This is a genomic window from Pseudoalteromonas sp. D15MCD-2, from assembly GCF_038562745.1.
Taxonomy (GTDB): domain Bacteria; phylum Pseudomonadota; class Gammaproteobacteria; order Enterobacterales; family Alteromonadaceae; genus Pseudoalteromonas.
In genome coordinates this window covers 626,792-652,789 of the sequence record NZ_JBCFQE010000002.1, presented here as the reverse complement: position 1 = coordinate 652,789, position 25,998 = coordinate 626,792, and the positions used below count along the sequence as shown (strand labels likewise).

Annotated in this window: 23 protein-coding genes; 11 read left to right on the top strand and 12 right to left on the bottom strand. The window is 42.1% G+C overall.

The annotated features are described in order from the left end of the window. The first annotated feature begins 55 nt into the window (after positions 1–55). The 4 genes from AADY36_RS19670 (at position 56) to AADY36_RS19655 (ending at position 5,042) form a co-directional block, all read left to right on the top strand. A complete protein-coding gene (locus AADY36_RS19670; RefSeq protein ID WP_446728747.1) occupies positions 56–1,918 on the top strand; it encodes a M28 family metallopeptidase in 1,863 nt (620 codons plus the stop codon). Between the two features lie 104 nt (positions 1,919–2,022). Further along, positions 2,023–3,939 (top strand): ATP-dependent DNA helicase, encoded by a 1,917-nt coding sequence (locus AADY36_RS19665; RefSeq protein ID WP_342409551.1) that lies wholly within the window; start codon positions 2,023–2,025, stop codon positions 3,937–3,939. Between the two features lie 10 nt (positions 3,940–3,949). Beyond that, complete coding sequence (gene tsaB / locus AADY36_RS19660; protein ID WP_054563875.1) at positions 3,950–4,642, top strand: tRNA (adenosine(37)-N6)-threonylcarbamoyltransferase complex dimerization subunit type 1 TsaB; 693 nt, start codon at positions 3,950–3,952, stop codon at positions 4,640–4,642. A gap of 76 nt (positions 4,643–4,718) precedes the next feature. Beyond that, a complete protein-coding gene (locus AADY36_RS19655; protein ID WP_342409550.1) occupies positions 4,719–5,042 on the top strand; it encodes a hypothetical protein in 324 nt (107 codons plus the stop codon). A gap of 82 nt (positions 5,043–5,124) precedes the next feature. Here the strand turns inward: AADY36_RS19655 and AADY36_RS19650 are convergent, their stop codons facing one another. Then, entirely contained in the window at positions 5,125–6,414 is a 1,290-nt protein-coding gene (locus tag AADY36_RS19650) for an alkaline phosphatase (protein ID WP_239964658.1), read from the bottom strand. Between the two features lie 110 nt (positions 6,415–6,524). Between AADY36_RS19650 and AADY36_RS19645 the strand changes: the two genes are divergently transcribed. From AADY36_RS19645 to rnd, 3 genes are all read left to right on the top strand, one after another. Next, complete coding sequence (locus tag AADY36_RS19645) at positions 6,525–7,376, top strand: alpha/beta fold hydrolase (protein WP_285220909.1); 852 nt, start codon at positions 6,525–6,527, stop codon at positions 7,374–7,376. Between the two features lie 117 nt (positions 7,377–7,493). Continuing rightward, a complete protein-coding gene (gene fadD, locus AADY36_RS19640) occupies positions 7,494–9,155 on the top strand; it encodes a long-chain-fatty-acid--CoA ligase FadD (RefSeq protein WP_285220908.1) in 1,662 nt (553 codons plus the stop codon). A 48-nt stretch (positions 9,156–9,203) separates the two neighbouring features. Next, on the top strand, positions 9,204–10,334 hold the full coding sequence (gene rnd, locus AADY36_RS19635; RefSeq protein WP_342409549.1) for a ribonuclease D: 1,131 nt from the start codon (positions 9,204–9,206) through the stop codon (positions 10,332–10,334). Between the two features lie 38 nt (positions 10,335–10,372). On the opposite strand, the gene AADY36_RS19630 is transcribed toward rnd, so the two are convergent. Beyond that, positions 10,373–10,819 carry a hypothetical protein gene (locus tag AADY36_RS19630; RefSeq protein ID WP_342409548.1) on the bottom strand — a complete coding sequence of 149 codons (447 nt, stop codon included), beginning with the start codon at positions 10,817–10,819 and terminating at the stop codon, positions 10,373–10,375. Positions 10,820–11,679: 860 nt separating this feature from the next. On the opposite strand from AADY36_RS19630, the gene AADY36_RS19625 reads away from it, so the two are divergent. Next, the gene (locus tag AADY36_RS19625; RefSeq protein ID WP_055021680.1) at positions 11,680–11,931 is read left to right on the top strand and encodes a hypothetical protein; all 252 of its coding nucleotides are present in this window, start codon (positions 11,680–11,682) and stop codon (positions 11,929–11,931) included. 80 nt (positions 11,932–12,011) lie between these two features. On the opposite strand, the gene AADY36_RS19620 is transcribed toward AADY36_RS19625, so the two are convergent. From AADY36_RS19620 to AADY36_RS19590, 7 genes are all read right to left on the bottom strand, one after another. Beyond that, a complete protein-coding gene (locus tag AADY36_RS19620; RefSeq protein ID WP_342409547.1) occupies positions 12,012–12,842 on the bottom strand; it encodes a sugar phosphate isomerase/epimerase family protein in 831 nt (276 codons plus the stop codon). Positions 12,843–12,909: 67 nt separating this feature from the next. Beyond that, positions 12,910–13,665: a gluconate 2-dehydrogenase subunit 3 family protein gene (locus AADY36_RS19615; protein ID WP_342409546.1), complete on the bottom strand. Its 756-nt coding sequence runs from the start codon at positions 13,663–13,665 to the stop codon at positions 12,910–12,912. Between the two features lie 2 nt (positions 13,666–13,667). Then, positions 13,668–15,347 (bottom strand): GMC family oxidoreductase, encoded by a 1,680-nt coding sequence (locus AADY36_RS19610; protein ID WP_342409545.1) that lies wholly within the window; start codon positions 15,345–15,347, stop codon positions 13,668–13,670. Position 15,348: 1 nt separating this feature from the next. Beyond that, positions 15,349–16,041, bottom strand: a complete 693-nt coding sequence (locus tag AADY36_RS19605) for a 3-keto-disaccharide hydrolase (protein ID WP_054552038.1) — start codon at positions 16,039–16,041, stop codon at positions 15,349–15,351. A 26-nt stretch (positions 16,042–16,067) separates the two neighbouring features. Next, a complete protein-coding gene (locus AADY36_RS19600; RefSeq protein ID WP_342409544.1) occupies positions 16,068–17,288 on the bottom strand; it encodes an MFS transporter in 1,221 nt (406 codons plus the stop codon). Positions 17,289–17,321: 33 nt separating this feature from the next. After that, complete coding sequence (locus AADY36_RS19595) at positions 17,322–18,374, bottom strand: sugar phosphate isomerase/epimerase family protein (protein ID WP_055021675.1); 1,053 nt, start codon at positions 18,372–18,374, stop codon at positions 17,322–17,324. 6 nt (positions 18,375–18,380) lie between these two features. Next, on the bottom strand, positions 18,381–19,541 hold the full coding sequence (locus AADY36_RS19590) for a Gfo/Idh/MocA family protein (RefSeq protein WP_342409543.1): 1,161 nt from the start codon (positions 19,539–19,541) through the stop codon (positions 18,381–18,383). 162 nt (positions 19,542–19,703) lie between these two features. Here AADY36_RS19590 and AADY36_RS19585 point away from each other — a divergent pair, with 162 nt between their 5' ends. Beyond that, positions 19,704–20,429 (top strand): AraC family transcriptional regulator, encoded by a 726-nt coding sequence (locus tag AADY36_RS19585; protein WP_054552042.1) that lies wholly within the window; start codon positions 19,704–19,706, stop codon positions 20,427–20,429. On the opposite strand, the gene AADY36_RS19580 is transcribed toward AADY36_RS19585, so the two are convergent. Both AADY36_RS19580 and AADY36_RS19575 read right to left on the bottom strand, forming a co-directional pair. Then, a complete protein-coding gene (locus AADY36_RS19580; RefSeq protein ID WP_055021673.1) occupies positions 20,426–21,295 on the bottom strand; it encodes a BadF/BadG/BcrA/BcrD ATPase family protein in 870 nt (289 codons plus the stop codon). The two genes, AADY36_RS19585 and AADY36_RS19580, sit on opposite strands and share 4 nt — an antisense overlap. Before the next feature lie 2 nt (positions 21,296–21,297). Continuing rightward, positions 21,298–22,026, bottom strand: a complete 729-nt coding sequence (locus AADY36_RS19575; protein WP_342409542.1) for a copper homeostasis protein CutC — start codon at positions 22,024–22,026, stop codon at positions 21,298–21,300. A gap of 390 nt (positions 22,027–22,416) precedes the next feature. Between AADY36_RS19575 and AADY36_RS19570 the strand changes: the two genes are divergently transcribed. Both AADY36_RS19570 and AADY36_RS19565 read left to right on the top strand, forming a co-directional pair. Continuing rightward, complete coding sequence (locus AADY36_RS19570) at positions 22,417–25,206, top strand: TonB-dependent receptor (protein ID WP_342409541.1); 2,790 nt, start codon at positions 22,417–22,419, stop codon at positions 25,204–25,206. 73 nt (positions 25,207–25,279) lie between these two features. After that, positions 25,280–25,696, top strand: coding sequence for a GNAT family N-acetyltransferase (locus AADY36_RS19565; RefSeq protein ID WP_342409540.1), 417 nt, complete (start codon positions 25,280–25,282; stop codon positions 25,694–25,696). Between the two features lie 38 nt (positions 25,697–25,734). Here the strand turns inward: AADY36_RS19565 and minE are convergent, their stop codons facing one another. After that, positions 25,735–25,998: a cell division topological specificity factor MinE gene (minE, locus tag AADY36_RS19560; RefSeq protein WP_054552047.1), complete on the bottom strand. Its 264-nt coding sequence runs from the start codon at positions 25,996–25,998 to the stop codon at positions 25,735–25,737.

Genomic DNA, 25,998 nt, shown 5'->3' with positions numbered 1-25,998 from the left:
GCTTCGGCTCCCTTTTTTTATTTTCATTAAAATGCAAATCATAAAAGGATTGATTATGACAACCCGTCTAACACAGTGCTTAATGGGCTTTGCCACACTGTCACTGAGCCAACTAAGTTATGCAGCGCAAGACGAAACAATTTGGGTCACCATTGATGCCCTTGCTGCAGAGCACTTTCAACAAGATACACTGAGTAAACGTAAACAAAACAGCAATTTTGCGATGCAAAAATCGGCTTTGAATCAAGTTAATTTTATGCGCGTTAACAAGCAGGATATCGCTGGATTAAGTGAGTTTATGCACGATAACTATCATCGCTGCGGTGGTTTTGTAGCCCATGACTCATTAGCAGATGCCGAGCTCTATACTCAGCAATTAAATGCTGTAGCTCAGACAGCTATGAATGCGAGCCTAGTAAACTACAGTATTGATAATGCCACGACAGTTAACGCACTAATATCATCGATTGATAGTAGCGAACTGAGCGATACGGTTAATAGCATGATGAACTTTCATAACCGATATTATTCAGTGCAAAGTGGTGTTGATGCAGCCGATTGGTTAAAGAGGCATTGGCAGCAAATAGCCAGTAGCCGCAGTGATATAAGCGTTGAGTATTTTAACCATAGTTTTTCGCAATCATCAGTTATTGTGACCATTCCTGGTGCAGAAAAAGCAGATGAAATCGTCGTTATTGGTGGTCATTTAGACTCAATCAATCAGTCTAATCCAAGTAATGGTCGTGCTCCTGGTGCAGATGATAATGCCTCTGGTATTGCAGTGCTCACACAAACCCTTAAAGCAATTGTGGAAAATAACTACCAACCTCAGCGAACCATACAAATTATGGGGTTTGCCGCTGAAGAAGTGGGTCTTAGGGGCTCAAAAGATATTGCTCAGAGTTATAAAACTCAGAGTAAGAATGTTGTAGGTATGGTGCAGTTTGATATGACTGGCAATAACGGCAGCAACACAGATATTGTGATGATGACCGATTACACAAACTCATCGCAAAATCAGTATTTATCGCAGTTGCTCGATGCTTACCAGCCCACAGTGAGCTATGGCTTTGATCAATGTGGTTATGGCTGCTCAGATCATGCCTCTTGGTATCAACAAGGGTTTGCCGCCTCAATGCCATTTGAATCAACAATGAGTGATATTAACCCATTGATCCACACATCAAATGATGCCCAATTTGATGCGGCTCACGCGAGTAAATTTGCAAAATTGGCAGTGAGCTATGTTGCTGAAATGGCAAAGAACGCTGGTGATGTGGTAACTGAGCCGACTAATCAGCTTGAAAATGGCGTAGCTAAAACAGGTTTGTCGGGCGCAGCAAAAGATCAGTTATTCTTTACACTTGATGTACCCGCAATGAGCAGTAACCTTGAGTTTGTAACCGAGGGCGGCTCGGGCGATGCTGATTTATACGTTAAATTTGGCGCTAAGCCGACCTTACAGGATTTTGATTGTAAAAGCACAACCTCTACAAGTAATGAAAGCTGTGTGATGTCGTCAGTTCAAACTGGCACGTATCATGTCATGGTTGAAGCGTGGAATGAGATTTCGAATGTGTCACTCACGGGAAGTTATAGCACCTCAGGTGGCGGTGAAAACGTTGACCGAACTGAGACAAACGTGAGTGTGGCTACCGGAAGTTGGCTGCGCTTTACTCAACAAATACCCGCAGGCCTAAGTAACTTAACGGTGACTATTTCTGGCGGTAGTGGCGATGCAGATTTGTATGTTAACTATGGCTCAGCGTCAACAAGTTCAAATTATCTATGTCGGCCGTACAAAAATGGTAACGAAGAAAGTTGTCAATTTGATAACCCACAAGCTGGCACTTGGTACATAGATTTACAAGGTTACCGAGCTGCATCGGGCGTTACATTAACGATTCAAGGACAATGATTTAAACCCAATCATACTTTTAACCATGAGGAAGCCTTGCTTCCTCATTTAGTCTTGCCCTTGGCAAGTCAGTTACGTAAAATCTGCCCATCACTTTTAATCTATTGGCGAAGTTTATCAAACAACTTTTCAGTGTCACTGGCCCCCTTGCACTTTCTCTTGATGGATATACTCCTCGGCAGCCACAAATTGACATGGCTGTTGCAGTTGATGATGCCTTAAAAAAACGTCACCAATTAGTGGTTGAGGCGGGCACAGGCACGGGTAAAACCTACGCTTACTTAGCGCCTGCGTTAAAATCAAAAGGCAAAACCATCATCTCTACGGGTTCAAAAGCACTACAAGAGCAGTTGTTTCATCGGGATTTACCCAACTTAGTCAAAGCACTAAGCGCCACTAAAAAAGTTGCCCTTTTAAAAGGCCGTGCGAATTATTTGTGTACCTATCGCTTAAGTCAGCATGTTGCGCATGTACCAACAGATGATCCTGATGTAATGCATCAACTCGCGATGGTGGCAAAGTTTGCAAGTGAAACCCGTTCAGGCGATTTAGCAGATTGTATTGGCATAGAAGAAGACGCCAAAGTACTGCCTTATGTTAGCTCAACCGCAGATAACTGTTTGGGTAAAGAGTGCCCCGATTTTCAAGATTGCTATATTCGTAAAGCCCGCTTAAATGCCATGGAAGCCGATGTGGTGGTGATCAACCATCATTTATTCTTTGCTGATATGGCCGTGAAAGACACAGGTTTTGCTGAACTTATGCCTACGGCAGACGCCTATATTTTTGATGAGGCGCATCAGCTCAGTGAAATTGCCAGTGACTATTTTGGTGAAAGTGTTAGCACTAAAAAGCTGGTGGATTTAATTAATGACTTACGTGCAATTTACCGTGCCGATATCCCTGACATGCTGCAATTAGGCAAAACTCTCAACAAGTTAGAAACTAGCGTGGCAGATTTACGCTTGCAGTTTGGGGTTGATGGTAGCCGTGGTGATTGGCGTGAAAAGCTGGCTGATAAAGATATTTGTGCAGCACTGCACCGGGTCATTAGCGACCTCGACTTTTTATACCAAGTATTAAAGTTATGCTTGGATCGTAGCGAAAAAATAGAGCATCCGTTTGAGCGTACGCTGGCCTTTAAAGGTCAGTTAGAGCGGGTATTTGATACAGCCCAAACGGGCTATAGTTATTGGTACGAAACCACTCGCCGATACCTAACGGTAAACATTACACCACTCAATGTATCGGCTAAATTCGCACAAATGATGAAAGACACAGGAGCAGGCTTTGTGTTTACATCGGCGACTCTATCGGTCGATAACGAATTAGAACACTTTAACGCTAGCCTTGGTTTAAAACCAACGCAAAGCATGATTGTTGAAAGTCCGTTTGATTACCAACAACAAGCGCTACTTTGCTTACCGCGCTACTTACCTGAGTCTCATGCGAATAATATGCCCCATGCAATTATCAAGCTGACCCTTGAGTTGATTAAATCAGCAAAAGGTCGCTGCTTCGTGCTCTTTACTAGCTATCGTATGATGCACTTAGTGGCTGAAGGTTTAACCACACAAATGGATTATCCGGTTTATATGCAAGGACAAATGTCTAAACGCATTATCCTTGAGAAGTTTACCCGTCATGGTAATGCTGTTTTACTCGGCACAGCCTCATTTTGGGAAGGCGTAGATGTTAGAGGCAGCACATTAAGTTGTGTTATCATTGATAAATTGCCGTTTGCCGCACCTGATGACCCATTATTGCAAGCAAAAATGCAAGATTGCCAGTTACAAGGCAAAGACCCATTTGCCCATATTCAATTACCCCAAGCGGTCATTGCATTAAAGCAAGGGGTAGGGCGACTTATTCGCGATAGTAAAGATAAAGGTGTGTTGGTTATTTGTGATAACCGCTTAGTAACACGCCATTACGGCCAAGTATTTTTAAAAAGTTTGCCACCCATGCGCCGCACACGCGATTTAGCAATGGCAAACGCGTTTTTAGAACAGATCAATTAGAGTAACTTAGATGATTAAACACAATATTCTTGCCTTAGATGCATCAACTGAAGCTTTATCGCTGGTGCTACATTATCAAGGGCAAACATTTCATCATTTTGAAGAGTGCCCTCAGCAGCACAGTCAAAAGATTTTGCCTTTAATTGATGAGTTACTCGCAAAGGCACAATGTAAACTAGCCGACTTAGATGTGATTGGCTTTGGTCAAGGACCGGGTAGCTTTACTGGCGTGCGTATTAGTGTTGCGATTGCTCAAGGTTTAGCGTATGCCGCACGCTTACCTTTGGTTGGCGTATCAACATTGCAGATGATGGCACAACAAGCGTTTGAGCAAGACCAAGCTAACGATGTGTTTTCTGCGATTGATGCACGTATGGGTGAGATTTATTACGCTCATTATAAAGCTGATGATAATGGCTTAATGACGCTAGTTGATGAAGAGCAAGTCATTAAACCTGAGTTGCTAACGTTACCTGGAACAACAGCGGCAGCGGTGGGTACGGGTTGGCAGACCTATCCTGCACTTGTTACAGGTTTGGCAAATGTAAGCTTAAATGAAAACATTTTATTGCCTGATGCAAAGTACATGCTGGCCTCGGTTGCCACTGCATTCGCTAGCGGTGAAACGGTGACTGCAGCCAATGCACAGCCTAAATATGTTCGTGATACAGTGACTTGGAAAAAGCTACCGGGCCGAGAGTAACTGAAAGAATAACGGGACTTGCGTGCCCGTTAGTTATGGCACATAATTTAGTCATGTTTGATGTGGAATTACGAGTTTGACTTTACCTATTGGCTCAGGCTTTTATACCGGTGACATTCCCGGTCAATATAGCCGTAAAAATACCGTTACTGATAAGCCCAAAGCTATATCAGAGCAAACGGCTGAGCAAAAATCGTCAACAGAGTATGTTAAATCAAGCCCTCAAGCTGTTGCTATTGCTGATGAATTTACAGCTGAGTCGCAAAACTATCAGCAAACAATTTATGACAAACCAAGCAACCCAAAAACCAGTCGTGCTATTTCAACCTATACAGAATTTGCTAACTTAGAGCGCCGCGCCGAAGTGCAAAGCCTTATTGGCGTTGATGTATATGCTTAGCTAATTGGTAAAACTGAATTCACAAAAAAGCCTAAACAAATTGTTTAGGCTTTTTTTATGATTGGACAGTATTCAATATAACTTACTGTTTTATATAATCAATCAGTTTGTCGGCAATCGCAGTATTGTTTTGCGAACCGTAGAAATCTTCTGCACGTTTACCATAGGCAAATACTTGTACATCAATAGCGGTGTGGCCGCCAGTCGTCCAACCTGTGAAGCTGGCATGATTGATAATATCTTTTACTGCAAGTAGTAACGCTTTCTCGCCCATTTTCTTAGCTTGGCTAAGCTTAATGCTGTTTGCATCAGTAAACTCGATATCAGAATACTTTTGCCATACTGCTTTTAAGTCATCGCTTTCAAGTAGATCTTTTGTGATAGTGCCTGCTGTTGCTTTAACACCTTTAACAACGTCTGTTTCCCACTTATATTGACCATGAGCACCAAGTGTTAATCCACCTGTTGAGTGGTCGGCGGTGATAACAAGCAGGGTATCAGGGTTTTTATCTACATACGCTTTTGCTTGTTCAATCGATTTAGCAAAGTCGTCCATTTCGCCCATTGCGCATGCGATGTCGTTTGCATGACCACACCAGTCAATTTGGCTGCCTTCGATCATCACAAAGAAACCTTTGTCGTTTTGACCATCAAGTAAATCAAGCGCTTTAGTTGTCATTTGCGTAAGGCGCGTTGGATTTTCGTCAAGCGCAAACGGTAAACCGACTTCAGCAAATAAACCAAGCGCTGGAACTTGCTTTAAGTCATTCATTGCTGCGAAGTCATCGCTGTACTGATAGCCAGCCGCTTTAAACTCTTCCACTAGATTACGGTCTTTACGAACATAATATTTCGTGCCGCCACCTAGCATTAAATCAACCGGTAATTTACCTGCGATTTTGTTATCGATATAGTCGTTAGCAATCTCGTCGTAGTTACGGCGTGATTCGTTGTGTGAAGCAAAGCTTGCTGGTGTAGCGTGATTGATTTGCGAAGTAGCTACGAGTGCTGTTGTCATGCCACGCTCTTTAGCAACCTCAAGCATGGTTTTTACTGGTTTTTTATCAGTATCAACGGCAATTGCGCCATTATAACTCTTATGACCACTGCTCAGTGCTGTTGCACCTGCTGCGCTGTCTGTTACATAGGTATGATCGTCAGGGTAGGTATGTGCCATACCACGCAAAATAGTATCGAAAACAGTTGGGTCAACAACTTTAGTATTTGGATCATCTTTAAAGTAACGATATGCAGTTGTGTACGCCGGGCCCATACCATCACCAATCATATAAATGATGTTTTTTGGTGCTGATTCAGCCATTACTGAGCCTGCTGAGCATAATAATGCTAAAAGACTTAATTTTAATTTCATTGATGTAACCTTATTATTGTGCCCTTATTTATACTGCGAGGATTATTGTATACTAGCCAGACGATAAATAAACGCCTTTAAGTTGAAACGCTTAATAAATAGGAGCAATTGTGCAACCTTTTTCTTTTCAAACTGGCACTCAGGCAATGCATGGCCTAACCTTTGGTCATGGCGAAGAGGTTGTGGTTGCCTTACATGGTTGGCTTGATAACGCACATAGTTACATACCTATGTTACAAAACGCGCAGTTAAACCAGCGTTGGTATTGCCTTGATTTTCCTGGCCATGGTTTGTCTGATTGGCGAAGCAGTGACGCCCATTATTACTTTATTGATTATGTTGATGACGTCTATCGGTTTATTGAGTCACTTGATGTAACGAAAGTGCATTTAGTTGGCCATTCTATGGGCGCTATGGTCGCTGGCGTTTTTGCGAGCTGCTTTCCTGAAAAGGTGGCATCGGTAAACTTTATTGAGGGAATTGGCTGCGTTACAACCAACAGCAATGAAGTGAGCGGCCAACTTCGTAAAGCGATATTAAATAGAGCGCGGGTAAACAGCAAAAGCCCTCGTGCATTTGACTCAATAGCGCACATTATTAGTGCAAGGCTTGCAAGTGGCGACCTTGAATACCCACAAGCAGAACTATTAATGACACGAAATAGTTACGAAAAAGCAGGTAAGTGGTATTTAACAACCGATCCTAAGCTTAAAAATCACTCAGGATTTCGCTTTGATGAGGCGCAATGTATTGCAACCATCAAACAAATTACCACACCATGTCAGCTTATCCTAGGGGATAAGGGTTATCCTTTTGTTAGAGATAACCTAGAGGCATATGGTAAATATTACAAGGAGTTAAAAATTCATGAGATACCTGGAGGTCACCATTGCCATATGCAAAGTCCTGCATTAACCTTAGAGCACATTCATGCATTTATTGGGCAGTATAAAGCAAGTTAATTGTATAATTGCACCAAATGTGGGATTATCTGCACCATTAGAGTATTTACTCCATTGAGAAACGGCCTTAGTTAGATTAAGGTTATTAAAAAATATAATTATAAACAGGAGCTAAGAGTGGAAAAAATCTGGCTTAAACGCTACCCAGAAGGTATGCCTGAAACAATCGACCCTGAGCATTATCACTCGCTACTCGACTTGTTTGAAAAAAGTTTTGCTGACTATAGTGACCTTCCAGCCTTTACCAACATGGGTAAAGTGTTGACCTATAGTGAGTTAGACAGTGCTACAAAACGTGTTGCGTCGTACATTCAAAATGATCTTGGTCTGAAAAAAGGCGATAAAGTAGCGGTGATGATGCCGAATCTACTACAAACGCCTGTGACTATTTTAGGCATTCTTCGTGCAGGCTGTGTAGTGGTAAACGTAAACCCACTTTACACCGTGCGTGAATTAGAGCATCAGTTAAATGACTCTGAGTCATCAGCAATTTTCATTCTTGCTAACTTTGCCGATACCCTAGAAAAAGCATTACCTAAAACCAACGTTAAGCACATCGTGGTTACTCAAGTGGGTGATATGGTGGGAGGCCTTAAAAAGCACATCGTTAACTTTGTGGTTAAGCACGTTAAGAAAATGGTGCCTAGCTACACATTGCCAAATGCAATCAAATTTGCAGATGCGCTTGCTGGTAACGAAGCGAGCTACAAAAAGCCAGAAGTTGATTTAAATGACTTAGCATTCTTGCAATACACAGGTGGTACAACGGGTGTATCTAAAGGTGCAATGCTATCGCATGGCAACATGGTTGGTAACCTTGAACAAGTATCAGGTTGTTTAGACAAAGTATTAGAGCGCGGAAAAGAAGTGGTTATTACGGCACTGCCGCTTTATCACATCTTTGCTCTGACAGCGAACTGCCTAACCTTTATGAAATACGGTGGTTTAAACGTACTTATTACAAACCCTCGTGATATGCCGGGCTTTGTAAAAGAGTTAGCACAACACAAATTTACTGCTGTAACTGGTGTAAATACGCTATTTAACGGTTTACTAAATACCCCAGGTTTTGCTGAACTTGATTTCTCAAGCTTAAAAATGTCACTTGGCGGTGGTATGGCGGTACAGCGTCCAGTTGCTGAAAAATGGCAAGCTGTAACAAAAACCAAATTAATGGAAGGTTATGGCCTAACTGAGTGTGCACCACTTGTAACAGTCAGCCCTTACGACCTTGAAGGTTATAACGGCTCAATTGGTTTACCTGCTCCTAGCACTGATATTAAGCTTATGCTTGAAAATGGTGAAGAAGCAGCGAAAGGTGAGCCAGGCGAGCTTTGGGTTAAAGGCCCACAAGTTATGCAAGGTTACTATAATCGCCCAGATGCAACAGCCGAATGCTTAAAAGACGGTTGGTTTGCAACAGGTGATATTGCAACTTACGACGATGAAGGCTTCTTCTACATTGTTGATCGTAAGAAAGACATGATTATCGTATCTGGTTTCAACGTGTTCCCAAATGAGATCGAAGAAGTTGTTGCTATGCACGATGGCGTGCTTGAAGTAGCAGCTATTGGTATTCCTCATGAGGTCAGTGGTGAACAAGTTAAAGTTTTTGTCGTGAAAAAAGATCAATCTTTAACTGAAAAAGATATAATAAAGCACTGTCGTGATAATTTAACGAACTATAAGGTGCCTAAACTCGTTGAGTTTAGAGATGAACTACCAAAAACAAACGTTGGTAAGATTCTAAGAAGAGCCTTAAAGGACGAACAAAAATAATTAAAGCCGGCATTAGCCGGCTTTTTTATGGTAATGAAAGGGGTATAAGTGCAATATCAACTGATCGAAACGCAAAATCAATTAAATGATTTTGTAGAAAAAATAACAGGAAAACCGGTACTGGCAATTGATACCGAGTTTATGCGTCGTCGTACGCTTTACCCTGAAGTTGCACTTATTCAAGTATACGATGGTGAGCATTTAGCGTTAATCGACCCACTGGCTGAGTTGTCGCTTTTTGATTTTTGGCAAGTACTTAAAAACCCAGAGGTGTTGAAAGTATTGCATTCACCGTCAGAAGATATTGAAGTGTTTCAAAAATACGCTGGCTTTGTACCAACACCACTGTTTGATACTCAATTTGCACTGCAAGTATTAGGTCATGGTAACTGTATGGGCTTTGCCCACATGGTTAAAGAGTTGCTTGATATCGAAATTGATAAAAGCGAATCACGCACTAACTGGCTACAGCGCCCGCTAACAGAAAAGCAGTTAGATTACGCCGCTGCCGATACGTATCATTTACTGCCTTGTTTTGAAATTATTAAAAAACAAATTGATGAAGCTGGCTTTTTTGACATCGTTATCAGCGAAAGCGAGTTAGTTGCGCAAAAACGTGCTTACCAACCACCTGCAGAGCAGCTTTACAAAGACATTAAAAATGCTTGGCAACTAAGACCGCACGACTTAGCTGTATTACGCGAACTCGCCGCATGGCGCCGTGAAAAGGCAGAGCGCAAAAACCTCGCGCTTAATTTTGTGGTAAAAGAGCATAACATGGTTGAAATTGCTAAGCGCAAGCCTGCAAGTTTAAATGCGTTACGCAGAGTGCCAGGTGTTGAACCAATGGAAGTGAACCGTTCGGGCGTTGAAATTTTAAAATGTATTGAGCGTGGTAAAGCCGTTCCTGTAAGCGAACAACCTGCACAATTAAAACGTTTAATTGATTTTCCGGCTTACAAAAAAGCCGCTAAAGATATTAAACAAAAAATTACCAGAGCTGCAAAAGAGCAGGGTATTCCTGAAGATGTATTGGCCTCTAAAAAACAGATTAACCAACTGATCAGCTGGAATTGGAAGCTCGATGCAGATGAGCGTAAAGCTGCATCAAAGCCAGATCTATTCAACTCATGGCGCTATGAGTATGTGAAAGACGTACTTAAAGAGTGGCAAAATTAAGTAACTATTTCAAAGGGCTTTTTATACTTTGACTTGCATTAAAAGCCCTGAAACTTACTGCGTTTACGCGTAACCTCTAACCAATGCAGCAAGTTATTATCATATCGTTTAAGTCGTTGTTTTTGTTTCGACGTTAAATAATAAAATGGCGCGAATATAAAATAGCCATGACCAATGATTACCACACAATTAAAATTATATTTAGAATATTGTTTAATTAGTTTAGTCTTTTTTGGCTCAATATGAACATTTCCAAACGCAGAGCTATAAAATATACCGTGACGACATATAGTCAGCTCATTTTTACTGCTCAAAACCAAAAAAGTAATGACTAACGATATCAGCATAAAAGCCAGCAAAAGTAGCTCATAAAGCGGGTGCTTTTGGGATGTCGCTTTTAGAATAGACAATGTTAAAACAGCTAAAGTCACGAGGATCGCAAGTGTGCTTTTCTCTGAACTCTTCCTTAAATTCAATACGTTCATTCTCAGTCCTTGAGAGGCTTTTTTAATATAGTACTTCGCTACTTAGATAATACAACCTGCCGAACAAATGAAAGTAAACGCTGTTTTTAATGTTTTATTATTAATTTTTAATGCTGTGTTTTATTTAGCTTGTTGAAATTAAATAAGATGTTGAACGATGAGAGATATAATAATAAATGTAAAATAGGTTGGTAGAATAAGCGACGTTATATATTTTCATTAAGGATAATGATCCATTGAAAACTGCCAAGCTGTTCTTTGCGCATATTTTTATTAAAATGATCGACGCGAGTATATTAATGTATTCAACTTTACATAAAATATTTTAAAAAAACCTGAGATAGCAATACCTTAAGTAATTTGTTAAAACTATATCAAAGGGGGAAGCCACATAACAAACCGCTGTAGATCTGGGAGGAACATGCTGGGATTAAAGAATGTGAATCGTCCTCGCTTGTTAATATAGCTCACGCTTTTTGTCCCTATGCGAGATGGGTGGTACGTTTAAGGATATTCCCGCAATTAATTTTGGCGTTGGTATTTTTAAAATATAAACAGATGTATTGAACGGAAATTTAGGAGCGCTTTTGTGAAAGGGACTGCATTCATTCTTCTCATTGTAGCCGTTTTCGGTATTCTAAAACTCATTGCTCCGAAGATTGTGGAGTTTTTGCCTGAGTGGGTAAATGGACTTATTTTTCTCATTGTATTTTTAGTTTTGTGTTTTCAATTTGGGCGAATTATCTTTAAACACCTAAGAAAGGACGATTAGCTGTTTGTTTTAAAGTGTATAACAAACAATTTAAGCCGTCGTTCGGTCGTTTTCACAGTATATTTTTTGACATCAATAGGATTAAGGTATGGAAAACTATTCACTAGCAGGCTTGGGGTTGCTAATAGTGTTCAATATTTTGATTAATTTAGTAATTTATAAAAGAAATGATTTTGAAACTTTTCAAAAAGTAGCACAAATAGTTCTGGTTTGGTTACTCCCCGTCATAGGTGGAACTGGAATCTTAATATTCTATAAAAGTATAGACAAACCAATCAGGAAACCAGAAAGCTTTGCAAAACGTTCTGAAGGTAGTAGCTCTTGGCAAGATGAACCCTAATATAGAGCTATTAGGTAGCGACTATTAAAATCCAAGCCATGAGCTCACTTGTTTAAAGCGAGCTCATTTCTAAAATAACCCTACAAACCAAGTAAAATTTTATCTAAATTTTGTTTTGATTTAGCAACGCTTTGTAGTGGGGTTAATCCAGTTGGGTATTCTTCTTGCTCAAGCACTAACCACTTGGTGTTGCCGTGCGACTCTAAAGTATCGATGATGGCAGGCCAATCAATGTTGTTTTCACCGATAATCGGGCTCATGTTGCTACCCTCAATCGTACGAACTTTAATGTGCGTAGCAAGAGTGCGGTTAGGGTACTTTTTAATAAAGTAGATTGGATCTTTAGCAGCATAATTGACCCAGCCAATATCTAACTGCAATGGCATGGTCTTGGGTGTATTACTGGCAATATAATCCCAAAACGTTGCGTTATTAAATGCATTAAACTCTTTATTATGATTGTGAAAACCGATCTTCATATCAAAGCGGGTTGCATAATCACTGACTTTAGTAAGCTCTTTAACCAGAGATTTAACTCCCTCAGGGTGCCATGCTCTTTCATCCCAAGGTACATAAAGTGTGGTAACGCCGAGGGTTTTGTAAAACAGCAGGGTGCTATCAATGGTGTTTTCACTGAGTGCATCAAGGCCTATATGGGCACTACTGGCAACTAAGCCAAACTCACTGAGCTTTGCTTTTAAGGCTGCTGGCTTATTTGAGTATGGGCCAAAGTCTCCGGCAAACTCCACGCCGTCAAACCCCATTTCGGCAAGAGACTTAAGCGTACCATGAAAGTCATTTTTTAAGGTGTCTTTGACTGACCACAGTTGCACACTCACGGGCAGTTTTGCGAATAATTGACCACTAAATACAAGGCTAATAATAAGCAATAAAATGCGGGTTTTAAACATACTTAAATCCTAAAAAAGCAGGGGAGTGACCCCCTGCACTGTGTTACAAATAACACAAGGGGGAAAGTTAATCAGTATAGGCGTACTCACTTAAACCAAGCTCAGCTAAAACTTGATCTAAATGGGCTTTTGCTTCATCAGAAGGGCCTGGGTAATCGCCTGCAATAGGCACATTACCAAGGTAACCTATGTCTTTACAGCCCTCAGGTGTACAGAAAAAGGCAGCAAGCACTAACTCTTTAAAGCGTAAAAAGGCTTTACCAATGCGCTGAAATTGCAGAGGTGTTTGCTCGTTTAAAAACGCAATATCGTCTAAAATCGCGCGATGTTGCTTTTCGTTAAGTGCAACAAATTGCTTTTTAAAACGAAGCTGTGCTTCATCGTTAAGCCACGCTAATGAGTTTAAAATTTTAATTCTATCGCGTTGTTGGCCTTCATAAGGTGCGCTTACCCACTCATTAATAACCGCCGGTACTTGTAGCTCACTGGCTGAAGGAATAGCACCTTCGCGTGGCACAATGTAGTCAGCTAATAGTGCTACTAACGTGAGTTCGTCTGCTGTTAAGGTCAGCGGCCAAGGTGATTCTGGTGGCATCACTAAATTTGGATCTTGACCATAGCCTTTAGCGGTTACAGGCTTGATATCTAAATCAGGCCAATGCTCTTTTGCAGAGGCTGCAACGTCATCTTCAAGTGCTTTTGTGCAGCCAGCAGTTAAACTAACCGCCGAGCCCGCAGCTAATAGACCAAGCCATTTTAAAGACTCACGGCGGCTCATGTTAGAAACATAGTTATATGAGTCGTGTTCGTTACGATGATGCATAATTAAAGTACCCCGTTATCAATTTGTTGAGCAAGCCAAGTTGAATTACGCATTGCCAGTGTCATGATGGTGAGCGTACAGTTTTTATGAGGGTTAGAAGCAAATACACCCGCATCCATTACAAATAGGTTATTACAATCCCATGTTTGACCCCATTGATTGGTGACTGAGTCTTTCTTTGAGCTGCCCATTCGTGTGGTACCCACTTCGTGAATGATTTCGCCACCTTTTGAAATCGCTTTTTCAGCAGGTGGGAGTTCGCCAACGGTCGCACCCATGTTTTCTAGAATTTGCTTCGCAGTTTTTAAACCATGTTCGATTTGCTTTAATTCTCTGTCAGACCACTTAAAGTGGAACTTTGATACCGGAATACCCCATTTGTCTTTAACGTTTTCGTCAATTTCCATGTAGGTATCTTTGTTCGGTAACATCTCGCCACGTAGGGCAAAGCCAACGTAAGAGCCATATGCATCACGAATTTGCTGTTTAAGGGCAGCTCCATAGCCTTGTTTATCACCCGACACACCCGAGCCAGGTTGTCTAAAGCCACCGCCAATTTCAAAGTGATAACCACGTGGGAAATCTAATTCATTGTTAGCTTGTGCTTGATGACCCCACCAAGGAATAAATAAGTGATTAGCGGTATGTCCATCTTCGTTATAACGTGGGCGACCTTTAAGTGCTGGAATTTGCGCACCTAACCATGCACCCGTTGAATCCATTAAGTTTCGACCTACTTGGCCACTTGAGTTAGCAAGGCCTTTAGGGTGCTTTTGATTCTTTGAATTTAATAAAATACGCGCTGATTCACAGGCGCTGGCGGCTAAGATAACCACATCGGCATCAATAGCATGTTCGCTAACCGTGTGTTTATCAACATAGGTGACGCCAGTGACTTTACCTTGCTCATCAACTTTGACTGATTTAACCATGGCATCAGTAATAACTTTTAAGTTGCCGGTGGCTTTTGCCATAGGTAATAGCGATGTCGTAGTTTGAAAGGCAGCACCAATTGAACAACCAGAGCCACAAGGCGTTGCATAAAAACAAGCCATGCGATCATCTTTAGGGCGAGTTAATACCGCACGGTGCATAGGCACTGCTTGAATACCCATTTTCTTTGCAGAAGCGGCAATTAAAAGCTCAGGAACACGCGGCTTTGGTGGCGGCTGTAAAATACCTGGTGACGAGTCTGGCATATCTTCATGGCCAGTATTGGTGCCACATACACCCACAAGTTCTTCGGTTTTATCGTACCAAGGTGCTAAATCAGCGTATTCAAATGGCCAGTCGGCACCGTGACCATCACGGCTTTTGCCTTTAAAATCGTGCTCACTAAAGCGTAATGAATAGCGGCCCCAGTGGTTAGTTCGACCACCTAACATACGTGCGCGCCACCAATAAAAGTCACTCCCTTTAGCACTTGTGTATGGCTCATCAGGTACTTGCCAGCCGCCATCAACGGTTGCATCGTAAAAGCCAAAGTTTTTGTCTTTGTTACCTGCACCCATAAGTGGGGCTTCGTTGTTTCGACGAAACATCGGGCTTTCTGTTTTCGGGTCATAATTACGACCTGCTTCAAGTAATAACACTTTGTGGCCAAGTTTGGTTAGCGTATAAGCGGCCATTGCACCTCCAGCACCAGAGCCAACAACTAATACCTTATGTTTAAAATCAGACATCTTATAGCTCCTTGATTTTTATATTTTTAAACCACACTTTGTCACCATGGTCTTGAAGCCCGATATGGCCTTGTTCAGCCGTTGCAAAGTTTTTCCAGGTTGCAAACTTACTGCCTTTAACAAGGGTGTTCCATGTTGTACTGCCAATCACAATGCTGGTGGTGCTAATACCGTTTTGCCAAACTTGTAAGTGGTTGTCTTGCATTTTAATGCGCACATGGTTCCAGCTATTTGCTGGTTTGTGCGCCGCAACTGGCGCTGCAAATAAATCGTAAATTGACCCAGCTAAGTGCGAGTCAATTTCGGTATCTGGGTGTTCTTCGTTATCGATGATTTGAATTTCAGGCGCATGAGAGTAAATCATCTGTCCCGTTTCATCAGCTAACACAAAAATACCGCTATTGCCTTTGGTAGAGATTTTCCAATCAATCTGTAATTCAAAGTTTTGATACTGCTTTTTAGTAAGCAGGTCGCCACCACCTTTAGTTAATGTCATAGCGCCATCTTCAACGACCCATGCAGGATTTAAAGATTCGCTTTTAAAATTACGCCACTGCGACATATCTTTGCCGTCAAACAACAACTGCCAGCCAGCTTGCTTTTCTTGTTGTGTAAGCTGATTGTCAGCCGCATTTGCGAGTGCACAGCTACTAACGGTGAGCATTAAAGTCAGTGCTTTAAGAGATTTAAACATTGTGTGTTCCTCGACGATTTACTTGCTTAAGACGCACATTTTTCGGTGCGTTTGTTGTTATTAATTACTAAATGCAACCCAATGAATGCGACGATTAAAATAATTGGGAAGATCAGTAGGTTTTGTAATACAGCCTGTCCGGCTAAAATTTCAATTTGTTCTGCGCTTGCGCCACTTGCTTCTGCTGATGAGCGTGCCGTATCTATCCAGCTACCAATTACAGGGTTCCAGATGCTCATAGCAAACATGCCTGCACCGCCCATTAACGACATACCCAGCGCCCCTGACTTTGGAATGTATTCTGCAACGCAGCCAAGCATGGTTGGCCAAAAGTAGGTAACGCCAAGTGCAAATAATATGGCCGCTATATAAATCATGCTGCCCTCGGCTTGGCTCATCATAAAAATACCTAAGCTTGCACAAATGGCAGAGCCAAGTAATACACCGGTAGGGTTGAGCTTATGCACAATTGGGCCTGCAAAGAAGCGACCAACCGCCATTAGGCCAGTGATCAAGGCTAATACCACCATAGGAGAGGCACCCGATGAACCTAAAATACGCTCAATCCATTGTTGTGTGCCGAATTCAGTAGTTGCGGTAAACGTCATGCAGGCAATTAAAAAGATGTATAACGGCGTAAATAAGTGGCGAATATTGCTGCTGGTAGAGTGAGTACGCGTATCAAAGCGTGGAAATTGTGCTTTGATCAGCATAGCGCCATAGATAACCGTAGGAATTAAAATTAACGCTACTTGCCATTGCCAGTTTAAACCTGCTCCCGACATAAAATTCGACGCAAGTGCCCCAATCACGATGCCACCTGGGAACCAAACATGAAAACGGTTTAGCATAGTGGTGGTGTTTTTAGGGTACATTTCTGCAATTAGTGGGTTACAGCCAGCTTCAACAGCGCCGTTGGCAAAACCAATTAAAAAGGTAGAAACCAGTAAGCCCCAAAAACCATCAGCTGTTATGGTCAAAACAAGGCCAAGTAAATGACAGATAAAGGCTAACGCCACTAATTTTTTCGCGCCAATGGCATTATAAATAATACCGCCGACCATAGTCGCAACCGGAAAGCCTAAAAATGCCATGGCATTAACCCAACCTAGTTCGGTGTCGGTTAAGCCAAACTCACTGCCAAGTTGACCCAAAATACCAGCACGGATGGCAAAGGTCATAGAGGTCACAATCAGTGCTATACAGCAAAGCCGAAAGACAATGCGGTTATAATTATTGTTGTCCATATTGTGTGTCCTGTGTGTTCTATTGTTGTCGGTTTATAAACCTAAAATTCGATTATTACGCTCAGTGTTTGTTGCGCCACTGGCAAAATCGTCAAAGGCTTTGTCGGTTGGGTTTATTAAGTGTGTTTTAATAAACTCAGCGCCTTCTCTTGCCCCATCTTCTGGGTGCTTTAAGCAACATTCCCATTCAAGTACAGCCCAACCATCAAAACCATATTGAGTTAACTTGCTAAAAATTTGCTTAAAATCTACTTGGCCATCTCCTAAAGAACGAAAACGCCCCGGTCGGTCTTGCCAGTTCTGAAACCCGCCATAAACACCTGAGCGGCCATTTGCGATAAATTCGGCATCTTTGACATGAAACGCCTTAATGCGCGAATGATAAATATCGATAAACGCTAAATAGTCGAGCTGTTGCAATACAAAATGGCTCGGATCATAAAGAATATTAACGCGTGGGTGATTATTGGTAGCTGCTAAAAATCGCTCAAATGTCACACCATCATGTAGGTCTTCACCCGGATGCAATTCATAACATACGTCCACACCATGCTCGTCAAAGCAATCTAAAATAGGCAACCAGCGCTTAGCTAGCTCACTAAAGCCTTGTTCAACAAGTCCTTGTGGACGCTGTGGCCACGGGTAAAAGGTATGCCATAAAAAAGAACCCGAGAACGTCGCATGGGTTGTTAAACCAAGGTTTTTACTTGCTTTAGCAGCCATCATCAGTTGTTCTGTTGCCCATTTTGTTCGCGCTGCAGGGTTGCCTTTTACATGCTCTGCGGCAAAGTTATCAAACATTTCATCGTACGCAGGGTGCACAGCAATTAACTGGCCTTGCAAATGTGTTGATAGTTCTGAAATTGTAAGTCCATACTCTGTAGCAATACCAGTGACTTCATCGCAGTAATGCTGGCTTTGAGCTGCTTTTTCTAAATCGAAAATTTCAGGGTTTGAGGTTGGCACTTGAATCGCTTTGTAACCTAAACCGCTTGCCCATTCACATAAACCACGAAAGCTATTGAACGGGGCTTGATCTGAAATAAACTGCGCCAAAAATATAGCTGGCCCTTTGATTTTATTCATTCTTTATTATCCAATCTGTAATTTGTGCCATTTAGTATCTTGTTTAGCTGAAGCAACAACATGTTCAATAAATGCCATACCCCGCACAGCCTCATTGATGCCTGGCACATCAAATGCTGAATTTGTTGCGTTGTCGCCTTGCTTGAGTGCATGAATTTGCGCTGCAAAATTGCTGTAAATGTTGGCAAATGCTTCAAGGTAGCCTTCTGGGTGACCGGCAGGGGCGCGCAGGGCATTTTGCGTGTCAGGGTGTAATTCACCTACGCCCGCTCTAAGTAATGTTGCGGCTTGATTGTGGCCTCGTAGCCATAAGCTATTTGGCTCAAGTTGCGACCATTCAAGACTGGCTTTATCGCCATAAATTCGCAGACGTAAGTTGTTTTCATCGCCAACAGCAATTTGGCTTGCCAGTAAAACGCCTTTACAACCATTATTGAATCTAAGTAGCACAGTGCCATCATCATCAAGGGCTCGGCCTTCAACTACATGGTTTAAATCGGCGCAAAGCTCGGTGATTTCGAGATCAGAGACATACTCGGCTAAGTTAGCTGCATGCACGCCAATATCGCCCATACAACAACTAATGCCAGCCTTACTGGTGTCTAAACGCCAGCTTGCTTGTTTTGAACCTTCGTCTTCACTTTGAGATAACCAGCCTTGGGTGTACTCAACAATGACTTTACGTATGGTGCCGAGCTCGCCTGCTTTTACGCGATGCTTGGCTTCTTTGACCATAGGGTAACCGGTGTAAGTGTGGGTTAAGCCATATAAAACCTGCTGTTTTGCAATAATGCTTTGTAATTGCTCTGCTTCTGCAAGTGTGAGCGTTGCTGGTTTATCTGATAACACATGAAAACCATGTTCAAGCGCCATTTGCGCGACCGGAAAATGTAAGTGGTTTGGGGTGACAATAGCCACAAAATCAATACGCTGATCAGCAGGTAATTTTGCTTCTTCGGCAAAAAGCGTTTGGTAACTGTCGTAGCAACGGCTGCTATCAAGCCCAAGTAGTTCGCCAGTTGCTTTACATTTGTTTGCGTCTGAACTGAATGCGCCTGCAACAAGCTCTATCATTCCGTCTAATCGCGCTGCAATTCGATGTATAGCGCCAATGAAAGCACCATCGCCACCGCCTACCATTGCCATGCGGATCTTAGCTTTGCTCATCTTAAGCGCTCCTAATTTAAATAGCGTTTGCTACTGTTAATATCATGTTATTGATAATAGGAAAGCTTAACCAATAAGCGCTAATAAAAATTCGGTTGACAATGCAACAAAATCGGCGTTTAAAATATATAGTGCTATTCTTTATAGAGACAAATTTAAGCGATGGATATTCAAGAAATAATAAAAAAAGCAGGCGTAAATCAGCTAATTGCTGCATTTGATTTACTGCCAGATATCCTCTTTTGGGTAAAAGACACAGATAGTAGAATCTTGCATTGTAATCAGCATTTTATTGAGCATCAGGGTTATAAAACACTGGAGCAAATATTGCTAAAAACAGACTTCGATTTTTCACCAAAGCACCTCGCGTTTCAATACGTCAATGACGATAAACGGGTGATGGAAGGCTACATAGTGACTGACCGTTTAGAGCTTAACCAAACCCAACAAGGTGAGCTTGGTTGGTTTTCTACATCAAAGCATGCTTTAAAAGATCATGATGGCAATGTGATTGGCACTTATGGAGTGACCCGACATCTACAAAAAACCTCAAAAGCGCTTTCTCATGTTAGGGCAATTGAAGAGCCGGTAAAATTTATTCGCGAGCATTATCATCGTCAGATCAGCATTGATGAATTAGCAGAGCTTGCGCATTTGTCGGTAAGTGCTTTAGAGCGTCGTTTTAAAAAGCACTTAGCAAAAACACCCAATCAATTTATAAACGAAGTACGCCTCGAAAATGCCCGCAAGCTACTGATTGAAACGCAACTGCCAATTTCACAAGTAGCCTACCAGTGTGGGTTTTCTGAACCAAGTTACTTCAGCAAACAATTTCGGCGTTTGTTTGGCGAAATTCCCTCACAAATGCGCTCGCAATTAGGTGATTAAATTGCAGCTCTTGCCATTAAAATAGCCCCTTGCTCTGCACTGGCAAGGGCGGGGGTTAAACGCGCTTTACTGGCATCAGTTAAGTAAGGCGTGATAGCACTAGCAATACCGCCCATCAAAGTAACGTTTTCAATGCCTTGCTTTTCAAAGTAAGCGATATAGCGGGTAATGTATGCGCACGCTTCATTGATTAACTGCTGACAAAAAGCATCGTCAGAATGGCTAAAAACAAGCGGTGCAAATTTGGCAAGCTCAGCCGGGCGCGCCGATATTAAACGCTGACTTAACGCTTGGCTTGAGTAGCAGTTAAGCTGGGTGAGTAGGGTATCTATAGCCGCTGAACTTTGCGCAACACCATCAAGCACTTCAAATGCTTTGCGGCAAAGTTGTAAGCCTAACCAACCACCACTGGCACCATCGCTCAGTAATAATCCGTAACCACCTAATTCGCTAAATTGGTTTTGTTGTTGGTAACCAGCGCAAAAGCCCGTACCAAGAATAATCACCGCGCCATCATGGTGTTGATGTGCGCCTTTACAGGCAATCAGCATATCTGTAGACAGGGTAAATTTAGCAAAAGGGTGCTGCCATTTGATCATAACTTGGTAAGCTGAGTCGATATTAGCTCCAGCAAGTCCTGCATGCACATAGGTGTTTTTCAGCTCGCTTAAGGCAAGCCCTGCTTCATGAAAAGCAAGTTCAGTGGCGTGGAGTATTGACTCTTGGCTTTGTTGGCAGCTGGTGGCCACGTTTGCAGAGCCACTTACGGCTTCGCTAAGTAGTGAGCCGTTTTCGTTTTCTAAACGAACTTTACACTTACTGCCACCGCCATCAATACCTAAAAAATACGTTGCTTTGCTTGCCATGCTTAATCCTTTGAAAGAAGCTTATTGATAGCCTCAGCGTTAATTGCACCATTTTCGTTGTGCACGCATGAGTGTACATGCACAGCTGCCTTTGCTGAATGATTTTTTATTAATTGCCAAAGTGTTGCCGCGTTTTCTAAAGTAACGCCACCACCCATAACAATTTCTATCTGATTAGCGCTGTGTGCTAAGTATGTGTTGAGCTGATTTAGACCATCTACGGCACTTTGACCACTTTGCCATGGCGTGCCTGCTGTTAAGATGCGGTCAACGCCTAAGCTAATGAGTTTATCAAGTGCGCATAACGGGTTTGTAAGGGTATCGAATGCACGGTGAAAGGTCACCATCAGGCCATGCTGTTTGGCTGTGGCAACTAAAGAGTGCGTCACCTCTAAATCAAGTTCGCCGTGTTTTACTGCACCAAATACCACGCCATGTGCCCCCGCATTCGCTGCCATTGTTATTTGTTTTTGCATAACTTGGTGACACTCAGTACTAACAATAAAGTTGCCTGTTTCGGGGCGGATCATCACCACTAATTCTGCGTTATTGGTCAGGCTTTTTACAGCGTAATCAATTGCTTTAACAGTTGGTGTCAGGCCACCTAGGTGTAAATTACTGCACAATTCAAAGCGCTTTGCACCTAAGTTACTAGCCATTGAAATGTTGTTAGCGAGCTGCTTTAAGCACCCTTCGTTTAGGCATACTTCAAGAAATTTACCATTGTTCATGGGCGAGTTTTTACCATATCTATTACACCTACCTTTTAGTTACTCAATCTGTGAGTCATCAATAAATACGCAATATGTTAAATTGTTATTTAGTATCAATGCTTTAAGTGTATTTTTGACTTTATTTTTCTGAGCCAGTTAACTTAAATTCGCTGAGCTTAACTATAATTCAGAAAATATAAAAATGAATATAAAATATTCCTAACGCCGATTTTGTCATATCTCTCACCGAATTTTTATTATCACTTTTTGACCACTCACCCTATTCTGAATTTGAGTTTAACAAGCTGTTAACTACCAATAATCAGTTTAAAAACCGACAACAATAAATCGTTTTTGCAGGGGCTAAAGGCTCTTAAACAAAAACAGAACACACAACTGGAGATAGGCATGGGCAAGCAAACTGTAATAAAAACAAAAGGGCAAGGAAGGCATTTTAAGCGTAATGCAATTTTGATTTCGCTACTGGCGGCAATCAATACAAGTTACGCAGCAGAGCAAGCAAATGAAGATGTAGAAGTGATTGAAGTACGGGGTATTCGTTCTTCAACTGCAGAAAACTTAGCAATAAAACGACTTTCAACAGCGACAGTTGATGCAATCACCGCAGAGGATATTGGTAAGTTTCCTGATAAAAACGTCGCTGATTCATTGCAACGTGTATCGGGCGTTTTGATTGACCGCGACGGTGGTGAAGGTAGCCGCGTGAGTATTCGTGGTACGTCACCAGATTGGACTCTCACCCAATTAAACGGTAACTATATTGCTTCATCAGGTTCTGGTACTCCTACCCGTAGTTTTAATTACACGTTATTGCCTTCAAGCATGATCAAAAGTGTAGAAGTGTACAAAAGTGCAGAAGCACGCATCGATGAAGGCGGTATTGGTGGTACGGTTATTTTACACACCCGTAAACCGCTTGAGATGGAAGCAAATTCAGGGGCGTTAAGTGCCGAGGTGACTTACGATGATGTGTCTGAGGACACAAAGCCGCAAGTTAACGTGCTGTATTCATGGAAAAATGAAGACGAAAACTTTGGTGTACTGGCCGGTTTTACTCGTCAAGATCGCACCGTAACAACCATCACTAACAACGCATCACACTGGCGTTTTCACTCAGATACCGTTGAAGGCGCAGAGCGCCCCGCGCTGGTAGACCAAGCCACTGGCGAAGTGTACAACAATGTGTGGGCACCGCGTGCGATGAGTGTTAATAACTCAAACCAAGACCGTACACGCGATGGTTATCAAGTAGCTGTGCAGTGGGCACCGAGTGACAGACTTGATTTAAATTTTAACTATTTTGGTGCTAAGTTAGGCTACGACCAAACAGGGCAAAGCATTACTTTTGCCGAGTGGAACGATAACCACAACCCGTATTACGGCATTGTGCTTGATGGCGATACTGTGGTTGCCTACGGTAATGGCGATAATGGTTTACTCAATGATAATAACTGGGGTGATGCCGATGTAAATGGTGGTGTGGCTGTTCGCCGTGGTTTGTTATCACCGCAGTTAACAGGGCGTGAGCGTTTTGGCGAATCAAAATCAAATACCTATGATTTTGAAGGCACTTATTATGGTGATACTTACAGTGTTACATTAAAGCTGGGTCATACCGAAGCTGAAGGCGGTACTTCAAAAGAAACCTACGCTAATATTGATGCGCGTTTAGGCTCAGTAAACAGCTGGTTATGGTCAATTGAAAACGGAAAGCCAAGCTACGAAGTGTCGACTGATTTAGCCACCGATAAAGAAGCATATCAATATTATGATTGGTTTGACTCTTACTCATCTGAAAATGAAGACTCAGAAGATTACATTCAAACAGATGTAAAATTTGACCTTGATGGCAACTTTTTCACCCGTGTGTATGTAGGTGCTAAATACCGCGACCACGAAATTAAAGGCATTCGTAACGACTTTCGTTGGGATGACGGCATTGCTGACAACGGTGGCTACCGCGGTTACTTACCAGGGACTGAGTGGTTCCATAATCCAGATTTTCACCCAGATGCGCCAACATTGGTAAGCGACCATGTAGTTGATAACAGCGCGGGTGATACAGGCGCATTTAACTTTTTAGCGTTTGATTTTAGAGCGCTGGATGATTACTTAAAAGAAAACTTTAGCCAGACTGTAGTGCCAACACTTTCGGGCACGTACGCCCTTGAAGAGAAAATTTGGTCTGTTTACACTCAAGCTGATTTTGAGTGGCAAGATTTCCGCGGTAATGTCGGTGTGCGTTATGTGAATACAGAGCTAAGCACCTTGACCTACGATGATGTCATTGGCCAAGATGATGACGACACCGATCCAAACGAGCGCAGTAGCAATGGCAGTGAAGTACTACCAAGCTTTAACCTTGCATGGGATGCAACCGAAGATCTTGTGGTGCGCTTTGCCGCAGCACGCACCATGGCAAGAGTGAGCTATTCAGACTTAAGCCAAGCAGAGTCTTACGGTCCTCCAGTTAATATTAACTCGCCTGATTCATGGACAGGCCGTGGTAATGGTACCTCGGTAAACACAGGCCTTGAACCTATGTTATCTGACCAATTCGATTTAGGTATTGAATGGTATTACGGCGATGGCTCAGCACTGGGTGCGACTTTATTTTCTAAAGATATTTCAAACTTACCAATCTCGACCGTAGAAATTGTAGAGCGAGAACACGATTGTTGTAACGGCCCAATCGAAGTCGAAATGAATACCAAAGTGGGTGGGGGTGATGCAAAATCAGAAGGTTTGGAGCTTTTCTTCCAGCACTCATTTGATAATGGTTTTGGTATTTTAACTAACTATACCTACACAGATACCAGCACCAGCGAAGTCTCGACAGACGGACAAAAAACAGAGGCCGAAATACCAGGCACCGCTAAGCACCAATATAATGTGTCGGTGTATTTTGAGAATGACGGCTTTAGTGTTCGTGCGTCATATAACTGGAAAGATGACCGTGCCAACGGTATTCACCAAGGCTACAACTTATATACCAAAGACTATGGTCAGCTAGATGTGAATGCCTCGTATAACTTAACAGAGGATCTTTCGTTTACCGCGTCAGTAGTGAACCTAACAGAAGAAATAGAAGAAGGTTATTGGAAACAAAGTAATCGCTTTACCTATAACCAATATTCGGGCCGCCGTTTTTACCTAGGCGCAAATTATAACTTTTAACTATAGGCATGTTGTTTGTTGCAACCTAAAAAGGTACTTTTATTTAAGTACCTTTTTCTTTTTTAAGACAATAATGATTAAATTTGTAGCAGCTACAGAGCAAGACAAAGCCTATTTACTCGACTTAAGATTAAATACCATGGTTGAGCATTTAGAGAATCAAGGGTTGTTTTTATCACTTGAGCAGCATCAAGCACGAGTGGCTGAGCACTTTGAGCATAGTCATTTAGTGTTAAATGATGGGCAATGTGTAGGCGCTGCCAAGTTCATCGTGAGTGAGCAAGCAATCAGTTTATTACAGCTACAAATTGCACCTAAAGAGCAGGGTAAAGGGTTGGGCACTAAGGTGTTAGATACACTTAAAGCGCAAGCAGCAGAGATTAATTTAACGGTGCTAAAAGCGAACCCAGCTTATGGGCTATATCAACGGGCAGGGTTTAAAACTCTAGGCGAAGACGACTATGAGTTTCATATGCAGTGGCAGAAATAAAAAAGGGCGCTGTTAAAAAACTAAGCGCCCAATTTTGACTATTTCTTTTCTTCGTCAGGTAAGGTGACGTTTAGCTCAAGTACGGCTAAGTCATCTTCGTTTTGGTCAAACTGCACCTGAACTGCATCAGTGTTTACATTCACATATTTACGAATAACATCAAGGATGTCTTGTTTTAGCTGTGGTAAGTAATCTGGTGTACCACGCTGTGAACGTTCGTGCGCGACAATGATCTGCAATCGCTCTTTTGCTAATGACGCACTGCTTTTCTTTTCTGAGCGGAAGTAGTCAAGTAAAGACAC